Below are 22,582 nucleotides of genomic sequence, written 5' to 3' on the forward strand. Positions count from 1 at the left end.
AAATAGAAAGAAATATTTTATTATTTTTATAAAAAATTTTTTAAAAATTTTTAATATTATTTTATTATTAATACACTTTAATTTATGGTATTTTAATATAAATAATAATAAAAATTATATTATGTTAAGGTTTAGGTAATGTTATAGTTTGTATTAAGATAGAAATATTAGGGTATGTCATGACTATATAAATGCATAATAATTTATCTATTAATATAAAAATAGAAAAGAAATATCAATTTTATATAAATGATATCAATTAAATAATTATAATTATTTTAAATAATTTATGTATAATAATATTATATTTTTTATAAAATAATTATAAAATATTTTGTTATAAATTATTTTTAATCAAAAGTAATATACTAAAATATCTATTATAAATTTTCTAATAAGAAAATTTATTTATTAATTTTTTTATTTTAAAAAATTAATAACTGTTCATATGGATATATTAATAATAATGTTATTGATGATGTTAAAAAGCATGTTGAATACATACTGAATAAAAAATATAATATTTAGTAATAACAATAATATAATAGAATCAAATTATATAGTAAAAGGGTGCATAATATTTTATAAATAAATTATATGAAATATTTTATATATTTAAATTATATTAAAATTTATTATTCTTGATATCTTGATTATTTAGTAATAACATATATTGAAAATTAAGAACTAAAATATTAAATAATATTTAATATTTTTAATGTAATATAATACATTATATATTTTTATCAAAAACTTAAGTTAATATATTTAATATATATTATATATAAGCTATAAATGATAAACATAAAATAACTATTTATCATATATTATATATATAAATAAAGATAATAAAAATATCACAATATAATTTTATGATATTAAACATACTATTGAATATATAATAATATTCAAGATACTATAAATATATTATTTATAATAAAAACTAATTCAGTAATATAAAATATATTAATATAATTTATTTAAAATTCATGTTTTACACTAATTTATTAATTACTTTATTTTAATAGGTTATTTTTAAGCACCTATCTACTACTTTTAATTTAATATTAAAATGTTATCACAATAATACTTACTATATTAAATAGTATTTATTAGTTAACTAAAACCATATTATTTAAAAATTAATATAAATTTGATATGTACATAAAAAATAAATATTGTAATTTTAAATTATAATATAATATTTTATATATATTAAAATATTATTAATAGCATTAGATATATTCATATGAATTATCTTATCAATAATATTGTATTATGTATTAATCTTATACAATTAATAAATATATTAGCTGTAATAATAATTATAGTTATTGCTGGTAGTAGTACTTGTTTATAATATAGAGATATTATTTACTACTAATAGTAAATAATGTACATAAATTCAATTTAATATATGATAAAATATCTATTTTATAGATGAAACTTTATATATCTAATATAATTATATTTAAATTATACTTTTATTAGATTACATTAATAAAATAATAGTTTTGAATAATTTATTATATTTTAGATTTTTTTATATATAACAAATATATCAATATATTTTGTTAAAATATTATTTTTATAATTATAGAAATAATAGGAAAATTTATCTTGCTTGGAAAAATAATTAATACAAGTTATCTAATAATTAATTAATTAAATAATTAATAATAAAAAACTTATTTTATATAATACATTATTAAGTTAATTTATTAAAGTTATAAAATATTTAATATAGCATATTTATTGATATATATTTTTTATATATTGTGTAGCATCATAGATATATTGTTATAACTTTTTTATCGCAATTACATATAAAATTTTTATTAAATAATAATAATGTAATCATATAAAATATATAATAAAAAATTTAATATTATTAATATAATACTAAAGATTAGCAATACAAGTAATTTATAGCTAACCATGATTAATATCATGGTCTAATAATAGTAATAAATAATAAAAATTATTTTTTTATATATTTAAAATAAAAAATTATATACAAACTTTAACAAAATACTATTAAAATAGTGATTTATTATTATAATTATTCGGTTAATATTATACTTAATCATGCTTCATTAAGCATTATGTATTCATTCAATAATTAAAAATATTATTTATAGAGTGACTTGTATTGGCATAAATAACGAGCATAGTTGTATTTTGGGTATTTTTATAATTAATAAAATTTAATTATTAAATTTTATTATTACTAATCATCTATAACATTATTTACTAAATTTATCTTCTAAAACTAATTTAGTAATAATATAAAATATATGTCCTGTATCATTAAAATAATTTTTTAAGTTATTTATAGTTTTATATAGATATAATTATAATATTATATTCATTAATATTATGTTTATATATGTTATATATTATTATAAACTTTATATGATAAAATATAGTTAATGCTAATAATATTATTGATTAAAATAATATAAACACTAACACTCTAAACCTAGAAAATAATTATTCAATAATTTGATGAATTGTTAATGATTTAATTGATCTGTTGTATAAAATATTTAAAATATATGTATTAACTGATTATATAATAACTAGTTATATATATTATATCATCATATACTCTTCTATAATTTTCTTTAATTATGTGATAAATATATTTATATAGATTTAATTTTTTAAAAGATGTCTATAAATAAATTATCGAGTAATAATAAAAATATTTAATACTATTAAAGTAATTAATTTTTTAATTATTTTACTTGCTATATTATAAATAACTAAACTATAAATATCGACTAGTGGTAGACTGTATGTCGTGATTATATTATTAATTATCTAATATAATATTACTTAATCATCTATAGTATTATAATTAATATGTATTAGTATTTTATTTAATTATTATGAATAATATGCTCTAAAATACATTAATAAATATTATACTAATATAGTTCAGAATAATATAATTATTAATTGTTATAATTATATGTGTATTATTTAAATAATGTTAAATTAAGAATTATAATATAGTATTATATAGAAATTATCTTTATTATAGTATTTTTTTTGAAAAATACTGTTAAAGTATATATGAAATAATTTGATTTTATTAATTTCTTAAAAAATTATTTATATAGAAATAATTATTATCGATATAATTAAATATTAATCTATTGTAATATTTTTTTTAAAAACAAAAATATAGATTATAATCTTACGGTAAGATGTTATGCATTATACGAGTATTAAATTATATATACTAATAACATGCATACCTATTAACATGCTAGTTAATATATACTAAAAATTTTTTTATATGAACTCTTACTACTAATTGTTATAATTTTTAAAAAATTGCATAATTTATTTATAAAATAGTGTATAATAAATATTAATAAATAAACTAATTATAGATATATTGTGTATCTGTAAATTTCATAATAAATATTATAGTTAAAAAAATAAAATAATTACAATTATAGTAAAATACTTTAACTACAAAAGTATCAATAAATAAAATATAATTAATTTATCATAAAATGTCTTATAATTTAGACTAACGTTATTTTATAGTGATTTACTCAGTAGGTATTTATACTGATATTTTTACTCAATTATTTTTAATAAATTTAAATTTTACGTAGAGATACAAATATGTTTACTATTCAAGCAACTGCACGTAAAGATCAAGGCAAAGGATCTAGTCGCCGCCTACGTACTGCTGGTAAAATACCTGCTATCGTTTATGGTGGTAATCAGCATCCAAGATCAATAGTCATAGAACATGATACTACTTGGAACATGCAAGAAAAAGAAGGTTTTTATAAGCAAATCATTACTCTAGTAATTGATGGTAAAGAAAATAAAGTTATAATACAGGCTGTTGAACATCATCCTTTTAAACGTAAAATAAAACATATTGATTTTTTAAGATACTTTTATACTACAGAAATACAATGATTATAATGATATATCAAGTAAAGAGAATATAACAATATTATTGTAAATAAATTAATAAAATATATAATAATAAAATTATATAGTAATACTTTATAAATAAAATATTTTATACAATCATATATTTATTAATAACTTTTGTGTTCTAAATTGATATAAAAATATCAATACAATAACTAATAAAGTATATAATTTTTTTAAAAAAAATTACTTATTTAATAGAAAAGATAATAGTAATATTATAATAACAGATGATATATAAAATATATAATTCAATCAATAATTACACTATAACATACAAAATATAAGAAAAATTTTTATTATGATCATCATTAATATAGATACATATATTTAATATATCTTTTATTAGCTGTTATTAAATAAATATACTATAAAAAATAGTCAAACTAATTATTATAGACAATATAAATAAAAAAGTTTATAACTTATGGTATTAGACAATAATCTATATCAACTATTCTATTACTAGAATGATGATATTGTTATCTTATAATGTTAATGACTCTTTTAATAAAATATTATAAATATTAATTTATAATAAAAAATATATACTAATAAGTACATGGAGTAATATAGTACATAATATGTTTCTATAAAATACATAAAATTAATTATGTATTTATTATAATATTATAGCTTGCTATATTTACTAAAATTTTTAGATTATTTAAGAATAGGTTTTTATTAAACATTCAAAACTCATCTTGAGAAGATATAAAATATTATCATGAACTATATATCATCACCGTACTTAAATAATAAAACACATATTAAGTACAATATTCGTAGCTTTGTCTGTCGATACAGATCACTTACTAAAAAACAAAAATTTGCACTCAATAATTTTTGGTCTTGTATTGGAGTAGAGTTTCAACGTCAGTCACTTAATTTAACAACACTATTTCATCGCAAAGCATTTACTGTACTAGAAATAGGATTTGGTAACGGTATATCTCTTGTAGCTATGGCACAACAATATCCAGAAAAAAATTTTCTTGGTATTGAAGTTTACTTGCCAGGAGTTAGTAGATGTTTAGCAGCTATACGTCAAGCAAATATTACAAATTTGCGTATAATACATCATGATGCTATTGAAGTATTAGAAGAAATGATTTCTATGCAATCATTAGATATGGTACAACTATTTTTTCCAGATCCATGGCATAAAACTAAACATCATAAGCGTCGCATTTTACAAGAAGTATTTGCTCAGCAAATTAAGGATAAATTAAAAATTGGTGGTTGTTTTCATACAGCAACAGATTCGAAGAATTATGCTCAACATATATTAACCATAATGAATAGCATACCAGGTTATAAAAATTTATCTCTCGATAATACATATGTTCCTAGATCTAATACACGTCCATTAACAAAATTTGAACTACTTGGTCAAAATTTAGGACATGGTCATTGGGAGTTAATGTTTCAAAGAATATTATAATTAAAGTAATAACTTTTTAATGCAAAATTTTTTATAAAACACTTTTTATAAAACATTAAATCAAAAATAATAATTATTTTTATTAAAAATAATAATACTAATTAAGTATATATCCCTCTTATTTACATTTAGTAAAAATTAAATATATGAGCATCAAAATAAGTAAATTATTAATATTACTTAAATAATACAAGTAATTATATTTAATTAATTTGCAGTATATTATTTAGTATTATATCGATAATTAATTAATCTTTTATTATTATTTTAATTACTATTAAAAAATATTATTACATTAATAAATAATAAAAGTTGATATTATGAATATAATAAATATTTTATTACTCAATAATAATACAACTTGTTAAAAAAATAAATATTTGTAGTCTATAAGAATATGATATAAACTCAAATATATTATATATAATAGTAAAATTTAGTATCAGAAATATTCATAATTATTATACTAATTAGATGTTGTTAAGCAGTTTGAAAGTACATAAATCATATTATTGTAATAATATATTAAATATTGTACTAATACAATATTCTGACTAAGATGTGTATCTTTTAAAAAAAGATAATATCTTACTAAAAAGTATAAAATATAATATAATTTGATAGCAATAAAATATAAATTAGTATTATCTAAAAAACATAACTATATTTTTAATATAAAATGTAACTAAATTATTGATTTTTTAAAAAGTTATATAAATATATTTTTATAAAAAAATATATTTATTTTATTAAGTTATGTTATCAATATATTTCTATCTATATTACTATTAAGTACTTTGTTATATAGATAATAATCTATAATACTTATTATATATTATTATTATACTATAATTTTTTATAGATTATTAAATATAACTTAATAAGTTAAAAATATAAATTATATTACTTTTGACTCATTATAAATTTTATCTTGTCTCTTAATATTTAATGTTCATAATTAAACAAGACAATTATTGGTAATATAAAATGATGATATCAGTCATAATATAAATTATATATAATATTTCTAAAAAATATAACTTAATATAATATCACTATTAATAATACTACACTATCACATCAAACAAACTATTACATTTTTAAAAAATTATAATACTTTATTCATAATAACTTACTGTATAATTTTTTAAACATAAAGTATTTTAGTATTAGTAATAAATATTCAATGGCAATTTAAATTGTTATAAAAATTACTTGTACAATAATAAATTTTTATATTGTATTTTATTAATTTAATAAAATTTATATATATAATAATATTTTTGATCATAATTAATAATTTAATGATAATAATCATTGTTATATTAATAAGAATAATTTATTAAATATTACAAATATTTAATAAAATTAATTTTATTCATTAAATTAATTTTATAATCTATACTAAATATCTTAATATTTTGTTAAATTTTATATATTTATTAAAAATATAAAATATTATAAACTAATAAAAGTTATTTGATTATAAATAAATATTATACGATAGCTGGCTTAGATATTATACTATCTATAGTATACTAAATACATAAGAGTTCATCAGTCCTTTATAGGTCATGATGGTATTTAAAATTACTATAATTGAGTTAAGATAGATGTCGCGATCGCCAATAGAACTAAAAGGTAGTATTTTTACTTTTGCGGTTGTTCATTTATATACTTTACAGCCGGAAGTTATTTATGAAGCATTAATTAAAAAAATAACACAATCTCCTACTTTTTTAAAAAATGCTCCTGTTATAATTAATTTAGCTAATATTCCTGAAGGTGCAAACTGGAATAAGATATATCATGCTATTAACAAATCAGGTCTTCATATCATTGGTGTTAGTGATTGTAAAGATATATATCTTAAAAGTGCTATAATCAATACTGGATTACCTTTGTTAAGTCAAGGTAAAAATATTAAGCAAAAAGCTTCTTTTATTGCACAGGAACCATATCAAAAAATTAAAACTCGCGTTATTAACACACCTATTAGATCGGGACAGCAAATATACGCAAAAGACTGTGATTTAATAATTACCAGTAGTGTTAGCGCTGGTGCAGAGGTTATTGCTGATGGCAATATTCATATTTACGGTATGATGCGAGGCCGAGTATTTGCTGGAGCCAAAGGAGACATATCTAGTCAAATTTTCTGTTTATACCTTATAGCGGAATTAGTATCTATAGCAGGTTATTACTGGCTTAGCAATCAGATTCCTGAAAAATTTTATGGGCAGTCTGCTAGAATTATTTTTAGTAATAATACCTTAAAAATACAACCTCTACTATAGAATTTCAATAAGGAACTACATATAACATGACACGCATTATTGTTGTTACATCCGGTAAAGGGGGTGTTGGTAAAACTACATCTAGTGCAGCTATTGCTATTGGTTTAGCCCAAAAAAATAATAAAACAGTTGTTATCGATTTTGATATAGGCTTACGTAATCTAGATCTTATTATGGGTTGTGAACGTCGTGTGGTGTATGATTTTATTAATGTAATTCAGGGTGATGCAAATCTTAATCAAGCATTAATTAAAGACAAACGTACAGAAAATCTATATATTTTACCTGCATCACAAACTCGTGATAAAGATGCATTAACTTTATCAGGAGTTGAGAGAGTTTTAAATGATCTTGGAGACATGTATTTTGACTTTATTATTTGTGATTCTCCTGCAGGAATTGAAACTGGTGCTTTAATGGCACTATATTTTGCTGACGAAGCAATTATCACCACAAATCCTGAGGTTTCTTCTGTACGTGATTCTGATCGCATCTTAGGTATTTTAGCATCAAAATCCCGTCGTGCGGAGCAAGGTGTAGAACCAATTAAAGAATATTTATTATTAACACGTTATAATCCAGGACGAGTTAGTCATGGTGATATGCTCAGTATTGAAGATGTATTAGATATTTTACGTATTCCATTAATTGGGGTAATACCTGAAAGTACTTCTGTACTGCGTGCATCTAATCAAGGTAAATCTATTATACTAGACATAAAATCAAGAGCAAGTCAATCCTATCAAGATATGGTTGATCGTTTATTAGGTGAAGAACGTGTATTTCGTTTTGTTGAAAAAGAAAAAAAAAGCTTCCTGAAGCGTATATTCGGGGGATAAAGTATGTCATTACTTAATTGCTTTCTATCACGTAAACAACCGACAGCTAGTATAGCTAAAGAACGGTTACAAATTATCGTTGCAGAACGACGTCGAGGATGTTTTGAACCACAATATTTACCTCAATTAAAAAAAGATATTTTAGCCGTTATTTGTAAGTATGTTCAAATTAATCCCGATATGTTAACCATGCAAATTGAACACAAAGATGATGATATTTCAGTATTAGAACTAAATATTATTATTCCTGAAATAGAAAAATAATTAAACAATCAACATTTATAATATATTATCAAGCAGTAAAGTAATTCATTGATATTTGCATATATTTTAAATATATATATTATACTATATTAATAGTATTATTATGTAATAAATTATTTTATTATTTATTTACTGTATTATAGTTATTAATATTAAAAATATTATTTATAGTGTTATAAAAATTTATTTAACTAATAGAACTATAAAATAGTTCTTTATAAAAATTAATATTATGATTGATATCATCATACTTATAAAGTATTAATAATAAATTTTTACAAAAATATTAAATAATAATTTTGATATTTACTAATAGTAATTTTATAAACTATCATAATGTATTATTAGTATATCTTCAACAAGATTATCCGTAATTAAATGAAATGATTAATTTATTAAATAATATTTATTCTTATGAAAATACTAAATAAGTGGTTATATTTTATACTATATTTTTTTTAAAAAAATACTCACTGTAGATTATAAAACAATTTTAATATAATTTTTTATATTCATAATATTTTAATAAAAATAATTATAGATCATTTATCTTTAGTGTATTTACTATAACTAAGCTAAAAAATAATAATTTATATACAAAAAATACTCTTTCTTGTCATTATATACAAATTTATTAATATTTTTTATAAAAAAATTACTAAATGATTTAAAATCAAAATATATTTTACACTTATATTAAGTATGTATTTTTTACATCAATTAAATATTATTCAAATATAATATATCTCTTTAAAGTAGTTAGCAAATTTATTTTAATAAGATTATTATTAACATTCAATCAATAAGATGACAATTAAATTATTGAAATAATATATATATTATATTTGAAAGGATATCCTACAAAACTTTATCTTAAAGTTTAGAAAATTTTTTTTATAATATAAATAACATTCTTTATATAAAAATGACTAAGATAGCTAATAAAAAATACTTTATTAAAATAAAATATATAATTACATTCTATTTGGTTATAAAAGATTTAACAATAAAACAAATGTAGATTAAATACACGTAAAAACAAAATATAAAAATTAAATATATTATATTAATATTATCTTATATATTTCCAAACTTCAGCAGGAATTTTATCATATAATTTATTCATTGTTAACTCTGCTAGACGATGATCAGATGCAGAATAAAATATTTCTAGTTCATCACTAGATAACTTATATTTATTTTGCTCAATTACACGTTCAAGAGTATATAAAGTAGTACATTTGCGCAAACGCATTAAATAGTCAGTTTTAGTCATAATAATTTCTAATCTAATATTAAGATTTCAATGATATCCTAATTTACAACCAGATATATAAAATATATTATGTTATTATTCATATAATATATTAGTCATAATTTAAATATACTTTATATTGATATGGTTATAGAAAATGGATAATATATAATAGGTGGTATTATATAAATTAAGTACTATAGTAATGATTTTCAATAGATATTATATATTATTTATCTTATAAATTTTAGTAATTACCTAATAAAGTTATTAATTTATAAATTTTTATATACATGAATATATATCTTCTAATAAGAATTTTTATTCATTGTATACTTTGAATTATTTTAGATTCAAAAATATTTTATCTAAGTACAATAAAAATCTTGATATATATCAATGATATTATGTAACAATTTATGATTGATAAAAATTATATTTGTATACGCAGAAATAACAAAAAATTTAATTTTAGAATACGTTTATTATAATATATTTATTAATTGATTATTTTTTATAAAATCAGTAAATAATACATTATTTGATGTTAATGATCAATAATCAATACATATTATTATATGATTACAATCAATTATTATTTTAATTCAAAGATAACATGCAATATTAATACATATTATTGTCTTATTAAGTAAGAATTATTTACTTATTATATAATAATAACATGTTTATTATTGTATTAATTTTTATAATAGTAAAGCTTTATTTTAAAGCACTATTATTTATAATCATTACAATAAAACTTATAATATATGGATTACTATAAAAATAGATACAATTGGAACTATTAAATACATAAAAAACAATTAATTAAATTTATAAAATAGATTAAATTATAAATAATAAATTATTAAAGTAATATCCATTTAAATTTAGATAAATAAGCTAAAATAACTATTTTTTAGCTAATAAAAACTTTTTTATTAGTATAATATATTTTAATTATATTTAATATTTTTATAAAAAAATTTTAATATTAATAATTATTATGCAGTAAATTTTAATATAGTAAATTTATATCTTTTATAAAAAATTCAATTATATTTACTTTATAAATTTAGTAAATCTATAAAATTATGATTATTAAAATAATACATAATTATAATATATCAAATCTTTATGTATGTAAATATGAGACTTTAAATAAGAAGTAATGATAAAACAATTAGTTACTATAAAATAAATAAAATTTGTAATATTAATTATTTAATAGAAAGTTTATTTTTGGAGAAATCAATACAATGACATATTCTTTTAATATTTTGCTTTTAAATGGACCTAATTTAAATTTATTAGGTATCCGTGAACCAGATAAATATGGTAATAAAAAATTAAAAGATATTATTAATGATTTACAAGAAACTGCTAATAAGCTAAATGTTTTGCTAACTCATATGCAATCAAATATTGAATTTAAACTTATTGATCAAATTCATGCTGGATATAATAAAATAGATTTTATTTTAATAAATCCAGCTGCATTCACACATACTAGTATAGCAATAAGAGATGCACTATTAGCAGTTAATATACCTTTTATTGAAATTCATATATCAAATATACATGCTCGTGAATCTTTTCGTCAGCATTCATATTTATCCGATATCGCTATTGGCGTTATTTGTGGTTTAGGTATCGATGGATATCAATTTGGACTTCAGGCAGCAGTTAACTACCTAAAACTAATTAAATGAAATAATATTCAATACTTAATATTACTGATAACATATATCATATATTATGTATTTATTTTTGTGTTTTTTATAAGTATCAAAATTAGATGATTATTTAAATAGTATTAAAATTAATTAATAGCATTGCAAATGATAAAATATTTATTTTAATATCAATATATTGTATGGCTAAGTATGTTATAATATTTAAATATCTTAGCCATAATATTATTCTAAGCAGTAATAAAATTACGGAATTGTAAATGGATATTCGTAAGATAAAAAAATTAATAGTACTAGTTAAAGAATCTAATATTTCTGAATTAGAAATATCTGAAGGTGAATATTCAGTACGTATTTGTAATAAACATGAACAAATTCATGTACCAACGATACAGCCTTATTATAATAAAAACTTAACAATAGATAAACCGTCAGAAATTCGTGGCCACATTATACGTTCTCCTATGGTTGGTATTTTTTATCGTACCCCTAATCCACATGCAAAATCATTTATTGAAGTCGGTCAAAAAGTGCATGCAGGAGATACAATATGTATTGTAGAAGCTATGAAAATGATGAATCATATTGAAACTGATAAATCTGGTATAGTCACAACAATTCTAGTTGAAAACGGTCAATCTGTAGAATTTGACGAGCCCTTAGTAATTATAGAATAATGAGGTCAGTCATGATAGATAAAATTGTTATTGCTAATCGCGGTGAGATTGCCTTACGTATTCTGCGTGCTTGCAAAGAGCTGGGCATTAAAACTGTTGCAATACACTCGACTGTTGATCGAGATTTAAAGCATGTATTACTAGCAGACGAAACTGTATGCATAGGTCCTGCACCATCAGAGCAAAGTTATTTAAATATTCCTGCAATTATATCTGCAGCAGAAGTTACTGGTGCTATGGCAATTCATCCAGGTTATGGTTTTTTGTCTGAAAATGCTAATTTTGCTGAACAAATAGAGCGTTCTGGTTTTATATTTATTGGACCACGTGCTGAAACGATACGTTTAATGGGCAATAAGATTTCCGCTATTCGTGCAATGAAAAAAGCAGGAATACCTTGTATTACGGGCTCTGATGGTCCGCTAAGTAATGATATATTAAAAAATATAGCTATTGCCGAACTTATTGGCTATCCAATAGTTATTAAAGCTGCTAGTGGTGGTGGTGGACGAGGTATTCGTATTGTTTGTAATCATACAGAATTAGAGCAATCTATTACTATTACTAAAGCAGAAGCTAAGGTAGCATTCAGTGATAGTATAGTATATATGGAAAAATATCTTAAAAACCCACGTCATATAGAAGTTCAGGTACTAGCAGATGGTCAAGGCAATGCAATATATTTATCTGAACGTGATTGTTCTATGCAGCGCAGGCATCAAAAAATTCTTGAAGAAGCTCCTCCACCAGAAGGTATTACAACAGAGATAAGCCACTATATCGGCGCACTATGTTCTAAAGCCTGTATAGATATAGGATACCGTGGTGTAGGTACTTTTGAATTCTTATTTGAAAATGGAAAATTTTATTTTATAGAAATGAATACCCGTATTCAAGTTGAACATCCAGTTACTGAAATGATTACTGGAATTGATTTAATAAAAGAACAACTACGTATTGCATCTGGTTACCAATTATCTATTAAACAACATGAAATTCAAATACGTGGTCATGCAATAGAGTGTCGTATCAATGCTGAAGATCCTGATACCTATCTACCTAGTCCAGGTAAAATAACACGTTTTCATGCTCCGGGTGGTTTTGGTGTACGTTGGGAATCTCATATATATGCGGGATATACTATACCTCCATATTATGATTCTATGATCGGTAAGCTTATTTGTTACGGTGAAAATCGTGACGTAGCTATTGCTCGTATGAAAAATGCCTTAACAGAACTAATTATTGATGGTATTAAAACAAATATTCAACTACAGCAAAAAATTATGTATGATAAAAATTTTCAAAAAGGTGGAACTAATATTCATTATCTAGAAAAATATAAATTTACATAAATAACGAGGTAATACATTATTTATAATGTTAAAAATATTGTTAGAAAACTTAAAATAAATATTTTATGAAATTATTACTATATATTAATACTTTAAAATACTTAATATAAATACATTACATTAAGTAATATACTTCAAATGTAATATAACATTTATTATTATAATAATATATTTTATTTATAAAATATCAATGTTACTTTAACTTACTCATATTATATATAGTATTTCAAATATAATTATGTTGAGTAATAACATTGTAATATTTGATATGTAATAATAATATTTAGAATCATTAAAAGACGAATATTAAATATATAGTATATGCATTTAAATAGATAATATATTAAATATATATTTTATTAAAAATTTTGATTTCAAGATATATTATTTAGACTATCATACTAATCAATTATCAATTAATAAACATTTAATATAATTGTTATATTACATAACTGTTTAATATTATTTATGTTATATATAAACATACTAACGTAGTCAGTAAATAAAATGTTTATATTTTAATATTAAAAAATATATTATATCTATTTTCTAAATAATTATTTATCTAGTATTTAATAATATAATAATTTTATATTATAAATATCAATATATAATATTAATTATACTATTTAACTAATATATATAAAATATATTTAATATTTTTTATAACAGTATAGATGTATTTGATAAAAAAATCATTTATAATTCATTCTTTGAATTAATTATAAACGATAAACTATCATAATTGATAAATTCTGCTAAAATGATAAAATTATGCTTTAATACTTATGTATTTGACTTAATATATAAACAAATAAGTACTCAAGTAAATAAATATAAATATTATGTAAGAATTACCTCATAAAAAATTACTTATACTAGATATATTAATACATATTAATATAAAATATTATTTACAATAAATAATAATATGTTTTTTTAAAAAATACATAATAATATTATGAAGCAATATAAGAAATGTTTAATATTCACCTTCATAACATATTATATATATGCATGTCATAATATATATAAAATACACATTTTATAGTATTAAATTAACTATATAATAGTAATAATATTTAAAACTTATTAAGTAAATAAATTTAATGAAAATAATATATTTAAATTATTACTATGATAGTAACATATAATATATGTTTATATATAATTAGATTCTTTTAAAAAATATATTTTTACATATTACTAATATTATACATTTTAACATAAAACAGTAGCTTGTCTTATTAAAAAACTAATTAAATATTCTAATATAGAATAGAATATATATGTTTATATATCATTTATTAACTTGGTTAATAAGTTATAATTTTAGCTAATTTAATAATATAAAAGTTGTTATAAAAACTATTAAAGTTTAATTTAAGTAGTAATGTATTACATTAAATATTGCATGTATTACAAGTATTATCATAAATTAATTAAATTATATAATATTACTACATACTAACTTTACAATAAATGATGATTGATATTATATTAACTATTATATATAATATTAAAGTTTTGAATAAAATTAACTGAATTGTCACTATTATTGATAATAATCATAAATATAGATATGATAATCAATCATTAATATATTACCTATAAATAAGTATAAATTAAATTTGACTATTAAACTAATTGTTGGCCTGGCTAATCCTGGTAAAGAATATACATATACGCGTCATAATGCAGGAGCATGGTTTGTTAATAAACTTGCTAAACATAACAGATTTTACTTAAAAGAAAATCTAAAATTCCATGGATACACTGCAAAAATTAATATATTAAACAATGATATTCATTTGCTAGTACCAACTACTTTTATTAACTTAAGTGGTAAAGCGGTAGCTGCATTGTCTTCGTTTTACCATATTCAACCTAATGAGATATTAATTGCTCACGATGAACTCAACCTTGCTCCTAATGTTGTTAAATTAAAATTAGGTGGTAGTAATGGTGGACACAATGGGTTAAAAGATATTCAAAAAAATCTTAGTAATAATCCAAAATTTTATCGTTTACGTATTGGTATTGGTCATCCTGGTGATAAAAATAAAGTTATTAATTTTGTACTAAGCAAACCCTCAATTCATGAAAAAATATTAATTGATAATGCAATTGATAAGGCAGTAAACTATACTAATATAATTTTTAGAGAAGGTATAGATCGAGCAATGACTAGTATGTATAATAATTAATGAGATATTAATTTTAATAAAAACTTTTATATAATCTATATTTATTATTTACAGATATTTTATATGACTTATTTTAATATATTTGTAAATAATGTAATAGACTAAGGTCATAATTTATGGGATATAAATGTGGTATTATAGGTTTACCAAATGTCGGTAAATCTACTTTATTTAATGCATTGACTAAAGAAAAAATAGAAGCAGATAATTTTCCTTTTTGTACTATTGAACAAAATATTGGCATTATCCCAATGCCTGATTCACGCCTCGATCAGTTGGCTAACATTGTAAAGCCACAACGTATTGTCCCAACTATTATGGAATTCATTGATATTGCAGGATTAGTAAAAGGATCTTCACAAGGGGAAGGTTTAGGAAATAAATTTTTAGCTAATATTCGAGAAACTGAAGCTATTGGTCATGTAGTACGTTGTTTTGAAAATGATAATATTATTCATGTAAACAACAAAGTTGACCCTGCAGAAGATATTGATATTATAAATACTGAACTCGTACTATCTGATATAGATACATGCGAACGTGCACTATATCGTATACAAAAGAAAGCTAAAAGCGGTAATAAAGATATAAAAAATATATTAATAACTTTAGAAAAGTGTTTATTTCATCTAGAACAAGCAGGTATGTTGCGTACGTTAAATTTAGAAAACCAGGAAAAAGAAGCAATCCAGTATTTACGTTTTTTAACATTAAAACCAATTATGTATATTGCTAATATTAGTGAAGATGGTTTGCAAGATAATACACATTTAAATACTGTATATAAAATAGCTGATAAAGAAAATTCTGTTGTTATTGCTGTATGTGCTGCCGTGGAATCTGATATCGCTATATTTAATGAAGCTGAACGTTATCAATTGATATGTGAGATGGGTTTACAAGAATACAGCCTTAAAAATATTATCTATGCTGGTTATAAAATGCTCAATCTACAAACGTATTTTACCGTAGGTATGAAAGAAGTACGTGCATGGACTATTTCTATTGGCGCAACAGCTCCACAAGCAGCTGGTAAAATTCATACTGACTTAAAAAAGGGTTTTATTCGTGCACAGACCATATCTTTTGATGATTTTATTACCTATAAAGGTGAACAAGGTGCTAAAGAAGCTGGAAAAATGCGTTCAGAAGGTAAAAACTATATAGTAAAAGATGGAGATATAATAAATTTTTTATTTAAATGTTAATTGCATACTTTTAATTTTAATAATTATTTTATAATTCTGTTAATTATTAAAGATTAATTTTTTGAAGTTTATTTTGTATATCTTTAGTGTAATTAAAACTAAAATAAATGATTTTAATTTTCATTAAAAATTTTATTAGTGAACAAAGTCAATAAATTTAATATTTATTATTTATATTGTAAATGATCATTAAAGATATTATATAATAATATTACCTAATTACTTGATTAGTTTTTAAAAAAATACAGAGCATAAATTTATCATACATATTATTTAGTTTTTTATAATGTATTATTAATATCATATAACGTCAAAAATAATTTTTTAATTCTAATTCATACATTAAATAATATTAATATTTAAGTATATTATTATAATAATAATTTTATTTACTTAAAATACTATTTATAATACAAGTATTATATATTAATTATTTATTTTAGTATTATTATATAATAAAAACATTATATCTCATATTAATTATTGTTTACTTTGATTTAAAATATATAACAATACACAATAAAATTGTACTATTACTGTTATAATCATATGCGAAAAATATATACAATATGCTCTTAAATATTACTTGTCATATATAAAATAATAAAAATAAGTTTTTAACTACTTGATTAAAAATCATATAATATTCAAAGTTAATATTTCAAATAAAATATATTGAAAATAACTATAATGTAAATTAACATAATTTGTTTTATTTATATGCATTAATCAATTTAATAATATTATTATATTGCTATACTAGCTATTTTTTACGTATTCCAGTAATATTATTTATAATATATAATAATCTTTTATAAATAAAACATACAATATATAATATTAACAAATATTTTTATTAAAATATTAATAAGCAATCGATTGTATCTTATGTAAGTAGAGATATTATTAATTTTTTATATACAATGTTTTATCATTTATATAAGTAATATTTTAATAAATTATTTATCATATGATAGATATACAATCAAAATAATTTTTATATATATTTATATAATCAACATATAATAGAGTATAAATAAATGATTTCTAAATAAAATAACAAATTGCAGTATAGTAGTACTATTAATTATAAATATGAATATTTTAAATATTATATATTATAATAATAGTTATTTATTATATATTAATAGCACTATATAGCATATAATTCGTAAATTTGTTATATTTAAACATATTAGATATCTTTTACACAATAACTAAAATATTGCTCAAATATTATTAAAATAATAACAAAGTGTTTATTTTATTGATTCGTTCTTAATATATATAATTAATTATATTCTATATAAAATATATTGTTATATATATTAATCTGAAATAAAATATTATTATCAGTAATATTCAATATATTTATATTTATTTATCAACAGACTAACAATAAGATTTATATAAAAATTTGTTATTTTGAAATTATTATGTTTTGCATTACGTAATTAATAATTTAGTATTATTACATGTGTATACTATTTAAAAAACAATAAATAAAAATCATTATTTATTGTTTTTTAAATTAATAATTTTTGATAAAATAATCATGTCCTAAATAGGTAATAAAATATCAAATATTTAATAATGTAGTAAGTTATTTAATATTGATATATAATATGATAAATATAATATAATACTTTATATAGATACTAATAATATTAAATATTTTTTATTCAATACAATAAAATATTATAATATTATTTAATTAATTCTTAAACCATAGAAAATTTAATAAATATTAAAAATTGTAATATTAAATTTTATAATTATTTTAAATCATAATAATAATTATTTTATAATTTATTTAGATCATTATATAATTTTATTATAGTATGATATAATATAAAAATATCAAATGACATTAATAATTATTTATTGTAAAGATAGATTAAAGAATTTATGATACTATTGTCGATATTACATTTTCCTGATAAACGGCTTCGCACTATAGCACAGCTGGTAACAGAAATTACACCGAATACTAAGCATATAATTAATAATATGCTTTACACTATGTATGCAAAAGATGGCATAGGTTTAGCTGCTACTCAAATAGATATTCACCGTCGTATTATAGTAATTGATATATCTGAAAATAAAAATAAACCTTTAGTATTAATTAATCCTGAATTAATAACAAGCTATGGTCAAATCAGTATTAAAGAAGGTTGCCTATCAATTCCCGAACAACATGCATTAATTGAACGTGCTGCATATGTAAAAGTAAAAGCTTTAGATCATAATGGAAAGTCTTTCATACTAGAAGCTGAAAATCTCTTAGCTATCTGCATACAGCACGAAATAGATCATTTATTTGGAAAACTATTTATTGATTATCTCTCACCATTGAAACGTTATCGTATAAGTAAAAAATTAAAAAAAACTTATAGACATTTACTTAAAGCCTAAATAATTTTTATTGACATAGGAACATAAAATTGTCTCAATCTTTACGTATTATTTTTGCTGGAACTCCTGATTTTGCAGCGTGTTATCTTGATAAATTATTATCTTCAGAACATAAAATAGTTGGTGTATTTACACAGCCAGACAGACCATCAGGACGTGGAAATAAGATTACATATAGTCCGGTAAAGATTTTAGCAAAAAAATATAATATACCTATATTTCAACCAATATCATTATGTTTAATGGAAGATCAATATTTAATTTTTGATCTTAATGCTGATGTAATGATAGTAGTAGCTTATGGTTTAATATTGCCTATAACTGTGTTAGATAATCCACGTTTAGGTTGTATTAATGTACATGGTTCACTACTTCCTCGTTGGCGTGGAGCAGCACCTATTCAACGTGCCTTATGGTTTGGAGATACTATAACTGGTATTACTATTATGCAAATGAATAATGGATTAGATGCTGGAGATATATTACATAAAATATCTTGCCCAATAACAGCTCAAGATACAAGTGCAACGTTATATAAAAAATTAGCACATATAGGTCCTAAGGAATTATTAGATACATTAATTAAGTTAGATAATGGCACTATAAATCCTAAAAAACAAGATGAAAACATGGTAACTTATGCCCATAAGATCAGCAAAAAAGAAGCACTTTTAAATTGGAACTTATCTGCCATACAACTTGAACGTTGTATTCGAGCTTTTAATCCATGGCCTATAAGTTTTTTTATACTGAATTGTCAACAAATTAAAGTTTGGCAAGCAAAAGTTATTGTTACTAATCATGGTGAAAAACCAGGCACTAATATTAGCGCAGATAAACATGGAATTGCTGTTGCAACTACTAATGGTATTTTACTAATGACTCATCTACAACCATCCGGTAAAAAAATTATGTCTGCACTAGATTTAATAAATTCTCGTCGTGAATGGTTTCAACCAGGAAAAATTATAGGTACTACTAGATAAATTAGATTAGATGATGTGTTGTATGATATATTATTTTTATCAAACATTTACAATGTTATATGTGTATCTTGCGTTATTAAAAAAGTTACAGAAAATTATATAATAATTTATGAAATTATATTATTCTAATAATAACTTTAAATATTAAATTAATAATAATTATTTTAACTGATTTTTATTATTACTAAGTTACGTATTAAATATAACATTAAAGAACATTAGATGATAGATTGATATATAACTAATAATTTTTCTGTATTTATTGTTAATAATATAAACAGATAATTATATAAATATAATTTATATTATTATCTATACTTTTATGCTTATTTATTTATATAATGTAATATATAGAGTTAATTATTTTATATATTTATTATCTTTAATAACTTTCATATTATCTATTAAATAATAGATATTAATTAACTTATAATATTTAATATATTATCACAATAATATTATTTATTATATATATTTTAATATAAATTGATTATTAATAATACAAAATAAATATTATTTTTTTATATTATATATTATTATATACTAGATATAACATATGTTATAATACTACTAATATTTATTTAAATAAAAGAAATAAGTGCCTATGTCTTAATATTATAATCATTTAATTATATTATAAATATATAATATATAAATCTATTTTTATAGATTTATATCTACGTTAGCATTTTATAAAATTATTTATCGTTTTTATTTATTATATATTTTTAATAAAAATAGTAATTACCTTAAATAAGGTAATAGTGTTCTTTATGTATGCACTATGATAATAGCAATAATAATTTAATACATATTAAATCTCAAAAAAATAAAATTTTATTGTTTTTAATATTTATAACGATTCATAGAAATCAATTTATTATTTATAGGTTATATATCATATTAAGTGTTCATTTAAATTAAATAATTTCATAAATTAATCTTGTATATATTTCATATATTATTAATGATATTTATAAAATAATTATTTTATAATTATTATTCCTATAATAATATTTTTATTTTATCTAAAGTATATTAAATCTTGCTAAATTAAAAATCATAATAATTTACAATAATTCTATTTAGTAATAGAATTATATTAAATATAATAGGATATTATTTAGCATATTTTCTAACTAGCAAATAAATTTTATGAAAACATTTAAATCTTTTATAGTCAAGCATGATATTTATAAAAATATTTTAAATGGTTCATTTATATAACAAATAAAAAAATATTAATGAATTAAAATTTAAAATAATTATTTACATAAATATTCTAATATTACAATGTAATATTTTATTATCTATTTAATAATATTATACCTACTAAATAATATTGAATATTAATTATTTAATAAAATTAATATATTTTTATACGTTTAATTATAATAATTTTTATATTATTTATGCTATATATAATATTTTTACAACAGTATATTATGAAATACTAATAATAAATTAAATAAATATAAAACAATATTATTCCTGTTTGATTAAAAGATTGTATATAATAATTGTAGTATTTTTTACTATGAATTTATATATTATTATTTTATAATAATTTTTTTAACTTTTAACCTTATAGAATTTAATTATATAATAATAATATACAACTAATATCTATGAAAAAATTATAAAAAAATCTAGTAACTAAATTTAATCAAATTATTTTAGAGATATTTAATATTATTATTTATATTAAAGAGATAAAATATATATTTTTTATAAATTAATTATTATGTATATTGCTAATATATTATTAAAATAAAACAAACAATATTAATTTTGATATTAATATTTATGTAGTTAACTCTAAACATATTCATTATAATTGAATGTTTTGGTAATAGATACACTAAAGTACTAATACACATAAATACAAAAACATTTACATTAATATAATTAAATATTTCAATAAAATAATAAGAAATGATTAATCATTAATAATTTTTACAGAATGTAC

The 22,582-nt window shown here is 19.4% G+C and carries 12 protein-coding genes and 2 pseudogenes; 13 read left to right on the forward strand and 1 reads right to left on the reverse strand.

The window, feature by feature from the left end:
- Positions 1–3,645 precede the first annotated feature (3,645 nt).
- The 5 genes from rplY (at position 3,646) to minE (ending at position 8,813) form a co-directional block, all read left to right on the forward strand.
- Complete coding sequence (rplY, locus tag GII40_RS02525; RefSeq protein ID WP_226813269.1) at positions 3,646–3,951, forward strand: 50S ribosomal protein L25; 306 nt, start codon at positions 3,646–3,648, stop codon at positions 3,949–3,951.
- Between the two features lie 742 nt (positions 3,952–4,693).
- Positions 4,694–5,413: a tRNA (guanosine(46)-N7)-methyltransferase TrmB gene (trmB, locus tag GII40_RS02530; RefSeq protein ID WP_420885606.1), complete on the forward strand. Its 720-nt coding sequence runs from the start codon at positions 4,694–4,696 to the stop codon at positions 5,411–5,413.
- A gap of 1,613 nt (positions 5,414–7,026) precedes the next feature.
- Positions 7,027–7,710 (forward strand): septum site-determining protein MinC, encoded by a 684-nt coding sequence (gene minC / locus GII40_RS02535; RefSeq protein ID WP_226813271.1) that lies wholly within the window; start codon positions 7,027–7,029, stop codon positions 7,708–7,710.
- Positions 7,711–7,736: 26 nt separating this feature from the next.
- On the forward strand, positions 7,737–8,549 hold the full coding sequence (gene minD / locus GII40_RS02540; RefSeq protein WP_226813272.1) for a septum site-determining protein MinD: 813 nt from the start codon (positions 7,737–7,739) through the stop codon (positions 8,547–8,549).
- Between the two features lie 3 nt (positions 8,550–8,552).
- A complete protein-coding gene (gene minE / locus GII40_RS02545; protein ID WP_226813273.1) occupies positions 8,553–8,813 on the forward strand; it encodes a cell division topological specificity factor MinE in 261 nt (86 codons plus the stop codon).
- 1,072 nt (positions 8,814–9,885) lie between these two features.
- Here the strand turns inward: minE and hha are convergent.
- On the reverse strand, positions 9,886–10,089 hold the full coding sequence (hha, locus tag GII40_RS02550) for a hemolysin expression modulator Hha (protein WP_226813274.1): 204 nt from the start codon (positions 10,087–10,089) through the stop codon (positions 9,886–9,888).
- Positions 10,090–11,327: 1,238 nt separating this feature from the next.
- Here hha and aroQ point away from each other — a divergent pair.
- The 8 genes and pseudogenes from aroQ to fmt all read left to right on the forward strand — a co-directional run bounded on the left by aroQ (position 11,328) and on the right by fmt (position 20,613).
- Positions 11,328–11,780 (forward strand): type II 3-dehydroquinate dehydratase, encoded by a 453-nt coding sequence (aroQ, locus tag GII40_RS02555; protein WP_226813275.1) that lies wholly within the window; start codon positions 11,328–11,330, stop codon positions 11,778–11,780.
- A 242-nt stretch (positions 11,781–12,022) separates the two neighbouring features.
- A pseudogene (locus GII40_RS03185) lies at positions 12,023–12,118 on the forward strand (acetyl-CoA carboxylase biotin carboxyl carrier protein); the annotation flags it as partial.
- A gap of 78 nt (positions 12,119–12,196) precedes the next feature.
- Positions 12,197–12,439: pseudogene (gene accB / locus GII40_RS03190) on the forward strand (acetyl-CoA carboxylase biotin carboxyl carrier protein); the annotation flags it as partial.
- Between the two features lie 11 nt (positions 12,440–12,450).
- A complete protein-coding gene (gene accC, locus GII40_RS02565; protein WP_226813277.1) occupies positions 12,451–13,794 on the forward strand; it encodes an acetyl-CoA carboxylase biotin carboxylase subunit in 1,344 nt (447 codons plus the stop codon).
- Positions 13,795–15,425: 1,631 nt separating this feature from the next.
- Complete coding sequence (pth, locus tag GII40_RS02570) at positions 15,426–16,001, forward strand: aminoacyl-tRNA hydrolase (RefSeq protein ID WP_226813278.1); 576 nt, start codon at positions 15,426–15,428, stop codon at positions 15,999–16,001.
- 116 nt (positions 16,002–16,117) lie between these two features.
- The gene (gene ychF / locus GII40_RS02575) at positions 16,118–17,209 is read left to right on the forward strand and encodes a redox-regulated ATPase YchF (protein ID WP_226813279.1); all 1,092 of its coding nucleotides are present in this window, start codon (positions 16,118–16,120) and stop codon (positions 17,207–17,209) included.
- A 1,908-nt stretch (positions 17,210–19,117) separates the two neighbouring features.
- Positions 19,118–19,627: a peptide deformylase gene (def, locus tag GII40_RS02580; RefSeq protein ID WP_226813280.1), complete on the forward strand. Its 510-nt coding sequence runs from the start codon at positions 19,118–19,120 to the stop codon at positions 19,625–19,627.
- 29 nt (positions 19,628–19,656) lie between these two features.
- Entirely contained in the window at positions 19,657–20,613 is a 957-nt protein-coding gene (fmt, locus tag GII40_RS02585) for a methionyl-tRNA formyltransferase (RefSeq protein ID WP_226813281.1), read from the forward strand.
- Positions 20,614–22,582: the final 1,969 nt, after the last annotated feature.

Source organism: Candidatus Profftia lariciata (assembly GCF_020541265.1).
Lineage (GTDB): Bacteria > Pseudomonadota > Gammaproteobacteria > Enterobacterales > Enterobacteriaceae > Profftia > Profftia lariciata.